The sequence below is a fragment of the uncultured Phycicoccus sp. genome, from assembly GCF_947495705.1.
Lineage (GTDB): Bacteria > Actinomycetota > Actinomycetes > Actinomycetales > Dermatophilaceae > Phycicoccus.
This window is the reverse complement of sequence record NZ_CANLZR010000006.1, coordinates 47,839-61,144: the sequence shown is the minus strand read 5'-3', so window position 1 is coordinate 61,144 and position 13,306 is coordinate 47,839. Positions and strand designations below refer to the sequence as shown.

14 protein-coding genes are annotated in these 13,306 nt (G+C 73.1%); 8 read left to right on the top strand and 6 right to left on the bottom strand.

Annotated elements, in window-relative coordinates; genetic code table 11:
* The 8 genes from rapZ (at position 1) to Q0963_RS10185 (ending at position 6,656) form a co-directional block, all read left to right on the top strand.
* Positions 1 to 840, top strand: a complete 840-nt coding sequence (gene rapZ, locus Q0963_RS10220) for an RNase adapter RapZ (protein ID WP_299445604.1) — start codon at positions 1 to 3, stop codon at positions 838 to 840.
* The gene (gene yvcK, locus Q0963_RS10215; RefSeq protein ID WP_299445364.1) at positions 837 to 1,793 is read left to right on the top strand and encodes a uridine diphosphate-N-acetylglucosamine-binding protein YvcK; all 957 of its coding nucleotides are present in this window, start codon (positions 837 to 839) and stop codon (positions 1,791 to 1,793) included. Before rapZ ends, yvcK begins: the two co-directional genes overlap by 4 nt.
* A gap of 20 nt (positions 1,794 to 1,813) precedes the next feature.
* Positions 1,814 to 2,794: a DNA-binding protein WhiA gene (gene whiA / locus Q0963_RS10210; protein ID WP_299445362.1), complete on the top strand. Its 981-nt coding sequence runs from the start codon at positions 1,814 to 1,816 to the stop codon at positions 2,792 to 2,794.
* A 123-nt stretch (positions 2,795 to 2,917) separates the two neighbouring features.
* Positions 2,918 to 3,922, top strand: a complete 1,005-nt coding sequence (gene gap / locus Q0963_RS10205; RefSeq protein ID WP_299445360.1) for a type I glyceraldehyde-3-phosphate dehydrogenase — start codon at positions 2,918 to 2,920, stop codon at positions 3,920 to 3,922.
* Positions 3,923 to 3,942: 20 nt separating this feature from the next.
* A complete protein-coding gene (pgk, locus tag Q0963_RS10200) occupies positions 3,943 to 5,148 on the top strand; it encodes a phosphoglycerate kinase (RefSeq protein ID WP_299445358.1) in 1,206 nt (401 codons plus the stop codon).
* Between the two features lie 3 nt (positions 5,149 to 5,151).
* The gene (gene tpiA, locus Q0963_RS10195) at positions 5,152 to 5,949 is read left to right on the top strand and encodes a triose-phosphate isomerase (protein WP_299445356.1); all 798 of its coding nucleotides are present in this window, start codon (positions 5,152 to 5,154) and stop codon (positions 5,947 to 5,949) included.
* A 100-nt stretch (positions 5,950 to 6,049) separates the two neighbouring features.
* Positions 6,050 to 6,292, top strand: coding sequence for a preprotein translocase subunit SecG (gene secG, locus Q0963_RS10190; protein WP_299445354.1), 243 nt, complete (start codon positions 6,050 to 6,052; stop codon positions 6,290 to 6,292).
* Positions 6,293 to 6,305: 13 nt separating this feature from the next.
* Positions 6,306 to 6,656 carry an RNA polymerase-binding protein RbpA gene (locus Q0963_RS10185; protein WP_299445352.1) on the top strand — a complete coding sequence of 117 codons (351 nt, stop codon included), beginning with the start codon at positions 6,306 to 6,308 and terminating at the stop codon, positions 6,654 to 6,656.
* A gap of 24 nt (positions 6,657 to 6,680) precedes the next feature.
* Here Q0963_RS10185 and Q0963_RS10180 read toward each other — a convergent pair whose 3' ends face one another.
* From Q0963_RS10180 to tal, 6 genes are all read right to left on the bottom strand, one after another.
* Positions 6,681 to 7,094, bottom strand: coding sequence for a hypothetical protein (locus tag Q0963_RS10180; RefSeq protein ID WP_299445351.1), 414 nt, complete (start codon positions 7,092 to 7,094; stop codon positions 6,681 to 6,683).
* A 68-nt stretch (positions 7,095 to 7,162) separates the two neighbouring features.
* Complete coding sequence (gene pgl / locus Q0963_RS10175) at positions 7,163 to 7,897, bottom strand: 6-phosphogluconolactonase (protein WP_299445350.1); 735 nt, start codon at positions 7,895 to 7,897, stop codon at positions 7,163 to 7,165.
* Positions 7,894 to 9,030 (bottom strand): glucose-6-phosphate dehydrogenase assembly protein OpcA, encoded by a 1,137-nt coding sequence (gene opcA, locus Q0963_RS10170; protein WP_299445349.1) that lies wholly within the window; start codon positions 9,028 to 9,030, stop codon positions 7,894 to 7,896. The genes pgl and opcA overlap by 4 nt, the downstream gene beginning before the upstream one ends.
* Complete coding sequence (zwf, locus tag Q0963_RS10165) at positions 9,027 to 10,571, bottom strand: glucose-6-phosphate dehydrogenase (protein WP_299445348.1); 1,545 nt, start codon at positions 10,569 to 10,571, stop codon at positions 9,027 to 9,029. The genes opcA and zwf overlap by 4 nt, the downstream gene beginning before the upstream one ends.
* On the bottom strand, positions 10,568 to 12,193 hold the full coding sequence (locus Q0963_RS10160) for a glucose-6-phosphate isomerase (protein ID WP_299445347.1): 1,626 nt from the start codon (positions 12,191 to 12,193) through the stop codon (positions 10,568 to 10,570). Before Q0963_RS10160 ends, zwf begins: the two co-directional genes overlap by 4 nt.
* Positions 12,190 to 13,305, bottom strand: coding sequence for a transaldolase (gene tal, locus Q0963_RS10155; RefSeq protein WP_299445346.1), 1,116 nt, complete (start codon positions 13,303 to 13,305; stop codon positions 12,190 to 12,192). The genes Q0963_RS10160 and tal overlap by 4 nt, the downstream gene beginning before the upstream one ends.
* Between the last annotated feature and the right edge of the window lies 1 nt (position 13,306).

Here is a 13,306-nt window from a genome sequence, read left to right as displayed (position 1 = left end):
ATGAGCGGCGCGGGCCGCTCCACCGCGGCGAACGTGCTCGAGGACCACGGCTGGTACGTCGTCGACAACCTCCCCCCACAGCTCATCCCCGCCATGGGCGTGCTCGCGACGCAGGCCCGCGACGACGGCCACCGTGACCTGCGGATCGCGGCGGTCGTCGACGTGCGGACCCGCCCGTTCAGCAGCGAGCTGCAGGAGGGGCTGGCCGCGGTGCGTGAGCACGGCTGGCGGCCCCAGCTGATGTTCCTCGACGCCACCGACGAGGCCCTCGTGCGCCGCTTCGAGAGCGTCCGCCGCCCGCACCCGCTCCAGGGCGAGGGGCGGCTGCTCGACGGGATCCAGGCCGAACGCGAGGTGCTCGGCGACCTCCGCGCCGACGCGCACGTCGTCATTGACACCTCAGGCCTGAACGTCCACCAGCTCGGGCGCAAGCTCACCCCGATCGTCGGGGTCGCGGGTGGCCCCAGCCTCCGTCTGGCGGTCATGTCGTTCGGCTTCAAGTACGGCGTCCCCCTCGACGCCGACTTCGTCTTCGACATGCGCTTCCTGCCCAACCCGTTCTGGGTGCCCGAGCTGCGCTCGCTCACCGGGGTCGACGCGCCCGTCTCCGAGTTCGTCCTCGCCCAGGAGGGCGCCGGGTCCTTTCTCGACCGGGTGGTCAGCGTCATGGAGCCGGTCACGGCGGGGTACCGCCGCGAGGGGCGCCGGTACGCCACGATCGCCGTCGGGTGCACCGGCGGCAAGCACCGGTCGGTGGCCGTCGCACAGGCCCTGTCGGCACGGCTCGCGGACGACGACACGGCCACCTTCGTCGTCCACCGGGACCTGGGGCGCGAGTGAGCGGCCCCGTCGTCACCGCCCTCGGCGGTGGGCACGGGCTGGCCGCGACACTGACCGCGCTGCGGTTCGTCACCGACGACGTCACCGCGGTCGTCACCGTCGCCGACGACGGGGGGTCCAGCGGGCGGCTGCGCGAGGAGTTCGGCGTCCTGCCGCCCGGTGACCTGCGGATGGCCCTCGCCGCGCTGTGCAGCGACAGCGAGTGGGGCCACACCTGGCGCGACGTCCTGCAGCACCGGTTCGCAGGGGACGGCCCGCTCGGCGGCCACGCCCTGGGCAACCTCCTCATCGTCGCCCTGTGGGAGCTGCACGACGACCCCGTCGCCGGGCTCGACCTCGTCGGGCGTCTGCTGCAGGCGCAGGGGCGGGTGCTGCCGGCCGCGGCGGTCCCGCTCGTCATCGAAGCGGAGGTGAGCGGGCTCGACCCCGCCGACCCGGCCGCCCGCACCGTCGTGCGCGGCCAGGCCCAGGTCGCCCGCACCCCCGGCACCGTCGAGGAGGTCCGGCTCGACCCCGCCGACCCGCCGGCGTACCCCGAGTCGGTGGCGGCCATCCGGTCCGCCGACTGGGTGATCCTCGGGCCGGGCTCGTGGTTCACGTCGGTGACCACGCACCTGCTCGTCCCGGAGGTCCGCGAGGCCCTCGAGGTGACCCGGGCCCGTCGGCTCCTCGTGCTCAACCTCGACCCGGCGTCCGGTGAGACCGAGGGGTTCGGGGCCGCCCGGCACCTCGAGACTTTCGCGGCGATGGCGCCGGGGCTGCGGCTGGACGCCGTACTCGCCGACCCCGAGGCCATCGACGACGGCCCGGCCCTCGCGGAGCAGGCGGCGCGCCTCGGGGCGGCCCTGCACGTCGTCCCGGTCGCCCGCCGCGACCACCGCGGCGAGCACGACGCCCTCCGATACGCCGCGGCGCTGCGGGACATCCTGTACAGCCCGCGTCCGGGCCGCTGACGCGTGGCAGGATGACGAACATGGCGATGACGGCGAAGGTGAAGGACGAGCTGAGCAGGCACGTCGTGACCAAGCCCTGTTGCCGCAAGGCAGAGGTGGCCGCGATGCTGCGGTTCGCCGGGGGGTTGCACATCATCGGTGGGCGCATCGTCGTCGAAGCCGAGCTCGACACCGCGAACGCGGCTCGCCGGCTGCGGCGCGAGCTCACCGAGGTGTACGGGCACACTCCGGAGGTCCTCGTCCTGGCGGCCGGCGGGTTGCGCAAGGGGAGCCGGTACGTCGTGCGCGTCGTCAACGACGGCGAGGCCCTCGCGCGGCAGACCGGGCTCATCGACAGCCGTGGCCGTCCCGTGCGCGGCCTGCCCGCGAAGGTGGTCAGCGGGTCGGTGTGCGACGCCGAGGCGGCCTGGCGCGGCGCGTTCCTCGCCCACGGGTCGCTCACCGAGCCGGGCCGTTCGTCGGCGCTCGAGGTCACCTGCCCGGGCCCGGAGGCGGCACTCGCGCTCGTCGGCGCGGCCCGCCGGATGGGGATCCAGTCCAAGGCCCGCGAGGTGCGTGGCGTCGACCGCGTCGTCATCCGCGACGGCGACGCGATCGGGGCGATGCTCACCCGTCTCGGAGCCCACGACGCCGTCCTCGCCTGGGAGGAGCGCCGCATCCGCCGCGAGGTCCGTGCCACGGCCAACCGGCTCGCCAACTTCGATGACGCCAACCTGCGCCGGTCGGCGCGTGCCGCCGTCGCCGCCGGGGCCCGCGTCGAGCGGGCGCTCGAGATCCTCGCCGAGGACGTCCCGGACCACCTGCGCGAGGCCGGCGAGCTGCGGCTCCAGCACAAGCAGGCCTCCCTCGAGGAGCTCGGCCAGCTGGCGAGCCCGCCGATGACCAAGGACGCCGTCGCCGGGCGCATCCGCCGACTGCTCGCGATGGCCGACAAGAAGGCCGACGACGACGGCATCCCGAACACCGAGGCCGGGCTGACGGCCGACATGCTCGACGGCTGACAGCGGTTACCCGCCCGTACTCCGGACGGTTGATCGACCCTCGGGCACGGGGTCTAGGGTGTGAGGCGGACCACGATGCCGCGCCTCAGCCGCGGCACTCCGACCCCTGGAAGGCAAGTCACAGTGACCGTTCGCGTAGGGATCAACGGCTTCGGCCGCATCGGGCGCAACTTCTTCCGCGCCGTGCAGGCCTCCGGCGCCGACATCGAGATCGTCGCCGCCAACGACCTGATGGACAACAAGACCATCGCGCACCTCCTCAAGTACGACTCCGTCCTCGGTGTGCTCCCCGACGACGTGTCCTACACCGACGACTCCATCACCGTCGGCGACACGACGATCCGGATCTTCGCCGAGCGCAACCCCGCCGACATCGCCTGGGGCGACGCGGGCGCCGACATCGTCGTGGAGGCCACAGGCATCTTCACCGACGCCACGAAGGCCCGCGCGCACATCGACGGTGGCGCCAAGAAGGTCATCATCTCGGCGCCGGGCTCCAACGAGGACGCCACCTTCGTCATGGGCGTCAACCACGCCGACTACGACCCGGACAACCACCACGTCATCTCGAACGCGTCGTGCACCACCAACTGCCTCGCGCCGATGGCGAAGGCGCTGCACGACGAGCTGGGCATCGTCCGTGGTCTCATGACCACGATCCACGCCTACACCTCGGACCAGAACCTGCTCGACGGCCCGCACCGGGACCTCCGCCGGGCCCGCGCCGCCGCGCTGTCGATCATCCCGACGAGCACCGGTGCGGCCAAGGCGATCGGCCTGGTCATGCCCGAGCTCAAGGGCAAGCTCGACGGCTACGCGCTGCGCGTGCCCACCCCCACCGGGTCGGCCACCGACCTCACCTTCGAGGCCGGGCGCGAGACCACCGTCGAGGAGGTCAACGCCATCGTCAAGGCCGCGGCCGAGGGTCCGCTCAAGGGCTTCCTCAAGTACACCGAGGACCCGATCGTCTCCGCCGACATCGTCACCGACCCGAGCTCGTGCATCTTCGACTCCGGCCTCACCAAGGTCATCGGCAACCAGGTCAAGGTCGTCGGCTGGTACGACAACGAGTGGGGCTACTCCAACCGCCTCATCGACCTCGTCGCGCTCGTCGGCAAGAGCCTCTGACGGCCGGGGCCGACCGACCCATGGCTGACATCGCCGCACTGGGCGACCTGCGCGGCAAGCGCGTCCTCGTCCGGTCAGACCTCAACGTGCCCCTCGACGGCACGACGATCACCGACGACGGCCGCATCCGGGCGTCGGCCCCGACCATCGCCGAGCTCTCCGAGGCGGGCGCACGCGTCATCGTGTGCGCCCACCTCGGGCGGCCCAAGGGCGAGCCGGAGCCGAAGTACAGCCTCCGGCCGGTCGCCGGGCGGCTCGCCGAGCTCCTCGACCGGCCGGTGACCTTCGCCGACGACACCGTCGGGCCGTCCGCCCGGGCGGCGGTCGACGCGATGGCCGACGGCGACGTCGTCCTTCTCGAGAACCTCCGCTTCAACGCGGGGGAGACCGCCAAGGCCGAGGGCGACCGCGCCGAGTTCGCCGACGCGCTGGCCTCGCTCGCGGACGCCTACGTGTCCGACGGTTTCGGGGTCGTGCACCGCAAGCAGGCGTCGGTCTACGACGTCGCGACCCGGCTGCCGGCGGCGATGGGCGGGCTGGTCCGGGACGAGGTCGAGGTGCTCGAGCGCCTCACCGAGGACCCCGCCCGCCCGTACGCCGTCGTGCTCGGGGGCGCGAAGGTGGCCGACAAGCTCGCCGTCATCGACAACCTCATGGGCACCGCCGACCGCCTTCTCATCGGCGGCGGGATGGTCTTCACGTTCCTCGCCGCGCAGGGCCACGAGATCGGCAAGAGCCTGTACGACGCCGACAGCCTCGACGCGTGCGCGGGCTACCTCGAGCGTGCCGAGGCCCAGGGCGTCGAGATCATCCTCCCCGTCGACATCGTCGTCGGGAAGGACTTCTCGGCGGACACCGAGACCGCCACCGTCGACGCGGGTGCCATCCCGGCCGACACGATGGGCCTGGACATCGGCCCCCGCTCGGCCGAGATCTACGCCGCCAAGCTCGCCGACGCCGAGACGGTGTTCTGGAACGGCCCGATGGGTGCGTTCGAGATGGCGCCGTTCGCGGCCGGCACCCAGGCCGTGGCCCAGGCCCTCGTCGACGCGACGAGCCGCGGCGCGCTCACCGTCGTCGGCGGTGGCGACTCCGCTGCCGCCGTCCGGCAGCTCGGCTTCACCGACGAGCAGTTCGGCCACATCTCCACCGGCGGTGGCGCCTCCCTCGAGTACCTCGAGGGCAAGGAGCTCCCCGGTATCGCGATCCTCACGAAGGAGAACTGACCCATGGCCACCGGCCGCACCCCCCTCATGGCGGGGAACTGGAAGATGAACCTGGACCACCTCCAGGCCACCCACCTCGTGCAGAAGCTCGACTGGACCCTGCGCGACGGCAAGCACGACTTCGGCGCCGTCGAGGTCGCCGTCCTGCCGCCGTTCACCGACATCCGCAGCGTCCAGACCCTCATCGACGGGGACCGCCTCGAGCTCAAGCACGGGGCGCAGGACCTCTCCGTGCACGACTCCGGCGCCTACACCGGCGAGATCAGCGGGGCCTTCCTCGCCAAGCTCGGATGCACCTACGTCACCGTGGGCCACAGCGAGCGGCGCGAGTACCACGCCGAGGACGACGCGGTCGTCAACGCCAAGCTCCAGGCCGCGTACCGGCACGGCCTCACCCCGATCTTCTGCGTCGGCGAGGGCCTCGAGATCCGCCAGGCCGGCACCCACGTCGAGCACGTGCTCGCCCAGGTCGAGGCCGGGCTCCAGGGCATCACCGCCGAGCAGGCCAAGAGCATCGTCGTCGCGTACGAGCCCGTCTGGGCGATCGGCACCGGCGAGGTCGCCACGCCCGAGGACGCCCAGGAGGTGTGCGCCGCCATCCGGACCCGGCTCGCCGAGCTGTACAGCGGCGACGTCGCCGACGGCATCCGCGTCCTCTACGGGGGCTCGGTGAAGTCCGGCAACATCGCGGCGATCATGGCCAAGGAGGACGTCGACGGAGCGCTCGTCGGCGGCGCCTCCCTCGAGGCCCCCGAGTTCGCGGCCATCTGCCGCTTCCGGGACCACCTCGCGACGTCCTGACGCACCGGTCGCCGCGCCCCCGGCCGGGGGTCGCGGTGACCGAGCCGGTCAGCGGTTATCCTTGACCGGTTGTCCCGACCCCCACCCGAAGGAACCATCCGTGGACGCGGTTCGCATCGGCCTCCAGGTCCTCCTGGTCCTGTCCGGCCTCTTCATCACCCTGCTCATCCTGTTGCACAAGGGCAAGGGTGGCGGTCTGTCGGACATGTTCGGCGGCGGGATGTCCAGCTCACTCGGCGGGTCGTCCGTCGCCGAGCGCAACCTCGACCGGATCACGGTCGGCGTCGCGCTCATCTGGTTCACGACGATCGTCGGTCTCGGCGTTCTCGAGCGATTCGCCTAAGAAGGGTTCGACGATGGCTGGTGGTAACGCGATCCGTGGCTCGCGCGTCGGGGCGGGCCCCATGGGCGAGGCCGAGCGCGGCGACGCCGCCCCGCGGCGCTTCGTCTCGTTCTGGTGCTCCAACGGGCACGAGACCCGGCCGAGCTTCGCCGAGGAGTCCGGGCTCGTCGTCCCCGAGAACTGGGACTGCCCGCGCTGCGGGCTCCCGGCCGGGCAGGACCAGGACAACCCCCCGGCGGCGCCCAAGGTGGAGCCGTACAAGACCCACCTCGCCTACGTGAAGGAGCGCCGCTCCGACGAGGACGGCGCCGCGATCCTCGAAGAGGCGCTCGAGACGCTGCGCGACCGCGGCCTCATCCAGTGAGGCGCTGACCCGCGTCCCGCGACGTCAGCCTCGCGCGATCCGCGCGAGGTGCCCGACGACCCCGTCGATCCACCCGGTCTCGCGCTGCATCCAGCGCAGCGCCACGAGGGTGCGGACGACGACCGGGACCCCCCGACGGGGCGGCTCGACCGCGATGTCGGTCCCGAACGGGTCGGTGCTCATGACCCACCGGTAGCCCGTGCCGACGAGGTGGTCGCCGATCGCCGTCGCGACGACCGTCACGACCTCGGCGGCCTCCGCCTCGTTCCCCGCCGCCACCGCGCGGTCCCATGCAGCCGCGATGCTCGCGAGGTCCGCGGGGTCGATGCCTCGTGGCTCGTAGCGCAGCCGGTACGCCTCGAGACGCGCCTCCTCCTCCGCGGTCAGCGGACGGGTCGCGACCTCCTCGGGGGGCTCGTCGTCGAGCGAGTCGTCCACGACGGGATCGGGCCCCGACGCTGCAGGCTCGTCGCGCCGGCGCCACCGGTCCAGGAGTCCCATCGGGCTCAGTCCAGGTCCGTGGCGGCGTCGGTGTCCACGAGCCAGAGTGTGCGCTCCCGGCCGTGCACGTGGGCGGCCGGCGTCTCCGCGAACGGTGCGCCCGCCACGCCGCGCCGCACGGCGTCCGCCTTGTCGGCCCCGCTGACGAGGAACCACACCTCGCGGGAGCGCTCGAGGCACTCCAGGGTCAGCGAGACCCGGTCGGGCGGGGGCTTGGGGGAGTCGTGGACGGCGACCGCGATGGCGCCCGTGGTCCCCGCCGCGGGGTGGTGTGGGAACAGTGAGGCGATGTGGCCGTCGGGGCCGACCCCGAGGACCATGACGTCGAACGCGTCGTGGCCGGCCGCGCGCACCGCCTGGGCGTACCTCGAGGCAGCGTCCTCGGTGGAGTCCGCCTCGTCGGGTCCGGCCACCCGGTGCACGTTCGCCGGGTCGAGCCCGAGGGACGCCAGGCCGGCGGCGTCGTTCTGGGTGTCGTTGCGGTCGGGGTCCCCGGCGGGCAGGTACCTCTCGTCACCCCACCACACGTGGACCCGGCCCCAGTCGACCGCGTGCCGCCCCGGCTCGGCCGCGAGCGAGCGGACGATCTCGGATCCCATCGACCCCCCGGTCATCGACATGTGCGCGACGCCGCGGGCGCTGAGCGCGTCGACGAGGGCGACGACGAGCCGGGCCGCGCCGGCGTCCGCCAGAGCCTGCTTCGACGGGTGGACCACGACGGTGGCAGGTGTTGGGCTCATGATCGACGCTCCTTGGCCTCGGCGAGCTGGGTGGCGGCAGCCTTCTTCACGGTCTCGGTGTCGGCGCCGTCGGCGGGCATCGGCATCTTCTCGACCATCGCGCTGCTCCCCGCGGCCCGCGCCTCGCGGCGCAGCCGCTGGGTGGCCTCCTCGGCCTCGGCGGGGGAGGGCGCCACCCCGGCGCGGACGGCCTCGCTGGCGGTGCGCGAGGAGCGACGGACACCGGCGAGCCCGGTCGTCAGGGCCTCGGCGTACACCTCGTCGGGGTCCAGTCGGCGCAGCTCGTCGGCGAGGCACTCCGCGTCGCTGCGATGGTGCAGGGCGAGGGTGCGGTCGGGCTGCCCGGGCTGGCGCAGCATCGCGGTGTTGCCGTCGAGCGGCCGGACGAGGTCGACCGAGCCGCTGGCGCGCTCGAGGCGCACCGAGATGATGCCCGTGCCCTGGCGGGCGCGGGGCAGGGACACCGGGCAGCGCAGCCGGGCCGCGAGCCACCCCGCGAGCAGCTCCCCGGAGGGCGAGTCGGGGGCCGCGACGACGGTAGCGGCCGTCACCGGCTCGAAGGGCGGCTGGTCGAGGGCGGCGGCGAGCAACGCGCGCCACAGCGTCACCCGGGACCACGCGAGGTCGGTGTCGCCGGGGGCGTAGGACGCGGCGAGCCGCTTGAGGGTCGCTCGCGGCGCGATGCTCGCGCGTGCCGAGTCGGTGATCCGCCGCTGGGCCATGGCCCCGATCGGGTCGGCGGCCGGGTCCTTGGGGCCGTCGGTGGGCCACCACACGACGATCGGGGAGTCGGCGAGCAGCAGGGGGGTGACGACCGAACGCCCGTGCTTGGCCAGCGGGCCGTAGAGGCGCAGCACGACCACCTCGGACGCGCCGGCGTCGCCACCGACCCGGATCTGGCCGTCGAGCCGGGCGGACCCGCGACGGTTGCCCATGACGACGACGATGATGCGGCACGGGTGCTGCCTGCTGGCGTCGTTCGCCACGTCGATGGCGTCCTCGGCCTCCGCCTCGTCGACGACGACGACGAGGGTGAGGACCCGCGAGAGCGCCATCGCGCCGGTGTCGGAGCGCAGCTTGACGAGCCGTTTCGAGACGGCCGCGGTCGAGGTGTTCGGCAGGTCGACGATCACGGGAGCCTCCACTGGCGGCCGTCGCGGCGCATGAGCTCGTCGGCCGACTCCGGCCCCCACCCACCGGCCGGGTACGGCTCGGGGGCCTTGCCGTTGCGGGCCCAGTAGCGCTCGATGGGGTCGAGAATCTGCCAGGAGAGCTCGACCTCCTCGTGCCGGGGGAAGAGCGGCGGGTCCCCGAGCAGCACGTCGAGGATGAGCCGTTCGTACGCCTCGGGCGAGGACTCGGTGAAGGAGCGCCCGTAGCCGAAGTCCATCGTGACGTCGCGGACCTCCATCTGGGCACCGGGGACCTTCGCGCCGAACCGCATCGTCACCCCCTCGTCGGGCTGCACCCTGATGACGACCGCGTTCTGGCCGAGCTCCTCGGTGGCCGTGTCGTTGAACGGCAGGTGCGGGGCCTGCTTGAACACGACCGCGATCTCGGTGACACGCTTGCCGAGCCGCTTGCCCGTGCGGAGGTAGAACGGCACGCCCGCCCAGCGGCGCGTGTCGACGTCCAGCCGGACGGCGGCGTAGGTCTCGGTCGTCGAGCCCTCGGGCACCCCCTCCTCCTGGCGGTAGCCGACCACCTTCTCGCCACCCTGCCACCCGGCGGCGTACTGGCCGCGGGCCGTGCCGGTCGCGAGGTCGTCGGGGAGGCGGACGGCCGCCAGCGCCTTCTCCTTCTCGAGGCGCAGGCCGTGGGCGTCGAACGACACCGGCTCCTCCATCGCGGTGAGCGCGAGGAGCTGGAGCAGGTGGTTCTGGATGACGTCGCGGGCGGCGCCGATGCCGTCGTAGTACCCGGCCCGGGCCCCGATGCCGATGTCCTCGGCCATCGTGATCTGCACGTGGTCGACGTAGTTGGCGTTCCACACCGGCTCGAACATCTGGTTCGCGAACCGGAGCGCGAGGAGGTTCTGGACGGTCTCCTTGCCGAGGTAGTGGTCGATCCGGAAGACGCAGTCGGCGGGGAAGACCTTCTCGACGATGTTGTTGAGCTCGCGAGCGGAGGCCAGGTCGTGGCCGAAGGGCTTCTCGATGACGACCCGGCGCCAGGACCCTTCGTGCGGCTGGGACAGCCCCGAGCGCTCGAGCTGCTGGCTCACCGTCGCGAACGAGCCCGGCGGGATCGACAGGTAGAAGGCGTGGTTACCGCCGGTGCCCCGTTGCTCGTCGAGGTCGGCGACCGTCGCGGCGAGCAGGTCGAAGGCGGCGTCGTCGTCGAAGGTGCCGGGGACGAAGCGGAACCCTTCGGCCAGGGTGCGCCACACCTCCTCCCGGAACGGCGTGCGGGCGCGCTCCTTGACCGCCTCGTAGACGATCTTGCCGAAGTCCTGGTCGGCCCAGTCGCGGCGTGCGAAGCCGACGAGCGAGAAGCCCGGAGGGAGCAGGCCACGGTTGGCGAGGTCGTAGATCGCCGGCAGCAGCTTCTTGCGGGCGAGGTCGCCGGTGACGCCGAAGAGGACCATCGAGCACGGCCCCGCGATCCGCGGGAGCCGCTTGTCACGAGGGTCGCGCAGCGGGTTGGCGTCCGCGGTCACCCGTGCTGGCCTCATTCGCCGCCCTGGCCGAGCAAGGAGCGGACCTGGGCGAGCCCGGCGTCGTGCGTGACGAGGTGGAGCCGCAGCACGGGCCGGTCGTGCTCGGCCAGCACCCGCGCATCGCCGGCCGCCTGGGCCGCGATGAACTCGCCGAAGGTGAAGTCCCGGCCGGGGACCGGCAGGTCCTGCGCGGGGGTGGACGTGACCTGGAGGTACACCCCGGTGGCGGGGCCACCCTTGTGGTACTGCCCCGTGGAGTGCAGGAACCGCGGACCCCACCCGAAGGTCACCGGTCGCCCGGTGCGCTCGAACAGGTCCCGGGCGAGGTGCTCGAGGTCGGCGTCGGCCTCGCGGTCGAGGTAGGCCATGACGGCGAGGTAGCCGCGGTCGGGGTCGAGCCGGCCGAGCAGCGCCGCCAGCGCGTCGTCGAGGCTCGCCGCGTCGCCGAGCCAGTCCCCGCCGAGGGCGCGGACCTCGACGGCCCCGTCGGTGAAGGCCGGGGCGTCGCCCGAGCCGATGCCCTCGCCGAGCAGGTCCCGGGCCGCGGACTTGGCGCTCTCGACGTCGGGCTGGTCGAAGGGGTTGATCGAGAGCAGCCGCCCGGCGACGGCCGTGGCCGCCTCCCACAGCAGCAGCTGGGCCCCGAGCGGGCCCGCCACCGTGACGAGCGAGTCCAGGCCCGCCCCGGACTCCGGGGCGTCGTCGGCCTCGCTCGACACGAGCCGGACGACGGTGCCGTCGGGGTACAGGGTGGCCGGCTGGTCGCCGATCGCGACGACGGGGAGGATGCCGGTGCCCTCCTTGCCCGTCGACTCGGCGATGAGCTGCTCGGCCCACGCGGCGAAGCCGACGTTCTCGGTGCCGGCGTCGACGAGGACGAGCTTGTCGCGCAGCGGACGGGTGCCCGCCATGGCGGCACCGAGCCGCAGCGCGGGGTTGGCGTCGTCGTCCTCCGCCAGGAGGTCGGCCACGGCCTCGGCGTCGTCGAGCAGGGCCTCGATGTCGGCCCCGGCCAGCCCGCTGGGGACGAGCCCGAAGGCGGTGAGCGCGGAGTAGCGGCCGCCGACCGCCGGGTCGGCGCGCACGACCCGGAAGCCGTCGCCGCGGGACTGCTCTTCGAGCGGGCTCCCCGGGTCGGTCACGACGACCATCCGGTCGGTGGGGTCCAGGCCGGCGTCACGGAAGGCCTGCACGAAGGCCCGGCGCTGGCTGTCGGTCTCGACGGTGGACCCGGACTTGCTCGACACGACGACGACGGTGCGGTCGAGGTCGGTGAGGCCCGCCCGGACGACGTCGGGGTCCGAGGAGTCGAGGATGACGATCGGGACGCCGGCGGTGGCGCAGATGACCTCGGGGGCGAGCGAGGAGCCGCCCATCCCGCAGAGGACGACGCGGTCGTAGCCGACGTCCTCGAGCTCGGCCTTGAGCGCGGCGACCTCGCCGACGAGGGGCCGGGAGGTGCGGGGGAGTGCGGTCCAGGCGAGACGCTTGGACGCCTCGTCCTCGGCGGCCGGACCCCACAGCGTGGGGTCCTGCGCGAAGAGCCTGCTCGCGACCCGGTCGGCGACGAGGGTGGGGACGTGCGCGGCCACCGCGTCGGCCGCCGCGCCCACGGCGGCGACGTCGAGGGTGCTCACGCCACGGCCTTCTCGAGCTCGTGCGCCACGCCCTGGAGCAGCTCCTCCCAGGACTTCTCGAACTTCTCGACGCCCTCGCGCTCGAGCAGGTCGACGACCTCCGAGTAGGAGATGCCGAGCCGCTCGAGGGTGTCGAGGACCTCGGCGGCCTCCGCGTACGCGCCGGTGACGGTGTCGCCGGTGATCTCGCCGTGGTCCGCCGTCGCGTCCAGGGTCTTCTCGGGCATCGTGTTGACGGTGCCGGGCGCCACGAGCTCGGTGACGTACATCGTGTCCGGGTAGTCGGGGTCCTTGACCCCGGTGGACGCCCACAGCGGCCGCTGCGGGTGGGCTCCCGCGGACTCCAGCGAGGCCCAGCGCGGCGTCGAGAAGACCTCCTCGTACGCCTGGTACGCCAGCCGCGCGTTGGCGATGCCGGCCTTGCCCCGGACGGACCTGGCCTCGTCGGTGCCGATGGCGTCGAGCCGCTTGTCGACCTCGCTGTCGACCCTGGAGACGAAGAACGACGCGACCGAGCGGATCGTCGAGAGGTCCTTGCCGTGCTCCCGGGCCTGCTCGAGGCCGGTGAGGAACGCGTTCATGACGGCGCGGTAGCGGTCGAGGCTGAAGATGAGCGTGACGTTGACCGAGATGCCCTCGGCGAGCACCTGCGAGATCGCCGACAGGCCCTCGACGGTCGCCGGGATCTTGATGAAGACGTTCGGCTGGTCGACGGCCGCGGCGAGCGCCTTGGCCTCGGCGACGGTCTTGGCGGTGTCGTGGGCCACCCGCGGGTCGACCTCGATCGACACCCGCCCGTCCTCCCCGTCGGTGCGCTCGAAGACCGGCTTCATGATCTCGCAGGCGTCGCGGACGTCCTTGGTGGTCAGGGCGAAGACGGCCTCGTCGACCGGAGTCGCGTCGCGGGCCAGCTCGTCGACCTGGGCGTCGTAGGCGTCGCCCTCGGCCAGGGCCGCCTGGAAGATCGACGGGTTCGTCGTCACGCCGACGACCCCCCGCTCGTCGATGAGCTCCTGGAGGTTGCCGGTGGAGATGCGCTCCCGCGAGAGGTCGTCGAGCCAGACCGAGACGCCGTGGGCGGCGAGGTCCTGGATGGGCTGGGGAATGGTCATG

What these genes read in the sequence shown, in the direction of transcription:
- rapZ (WP_299445604.1), top strand. Translation starts at nt 1, where the DNA reads ATGAGCGGCGCGGGCCGCTCCACCGCGGCGAACGTGCTCGAGGACCAC.
- whiA (WP_299445362.1), top strand. Translation starts at nt 1,814, where the DNA reads ATGGCGATGACGGCGAAGGTGAAGGACGAGCTGAGCAGGCACGTCGTG.
- pgk (WP_299445358.1), top strand. Translation starts at nt 3,943, where the DNA reads ATGGCTGACATCGCCGCACTGGGCGACCTGCGCGGCAAGCGCGTCCTC.
- tpiA (WP_299445356.1), top strand. Translation starts at nt 5,152, where the DNA reads ATGGCCACCGGCCGCACCCCCCTCATGGCGGGGAACTGGAAGATGAAC.
- Q0963_RS10185 (WP_299445352.1), top strand. Translation starts at nt 6,306, where the DNA reads ATGGCTGGTGGTAACGCGATCCGTGGCTCGCGCGTCGGGGCGGGCCCC.
- pgl (WP_299445350.1), bottom strand. Translation starts at nt 7,897, where the DNA reads ATGAGCCCAACACCTGCCACCGTCGTGGTCCACCCGTCGAAGCAGGCT.
- zwf (WP_299445348.1), bottom strand. Translation starts at nt 10,571, where the DNA reads ATGAGGCCAGCACGGGTGACCGCGGACGCCAACCCGCTGCGCGACCCT.
- tal (WP_299445346.1), bottom strand. Translation starts at nt 13,305, where the DNA reads ATGACCATTCCCCAGCCCATCCAGGACCTCGCCGCCCACGGCGTCTCG.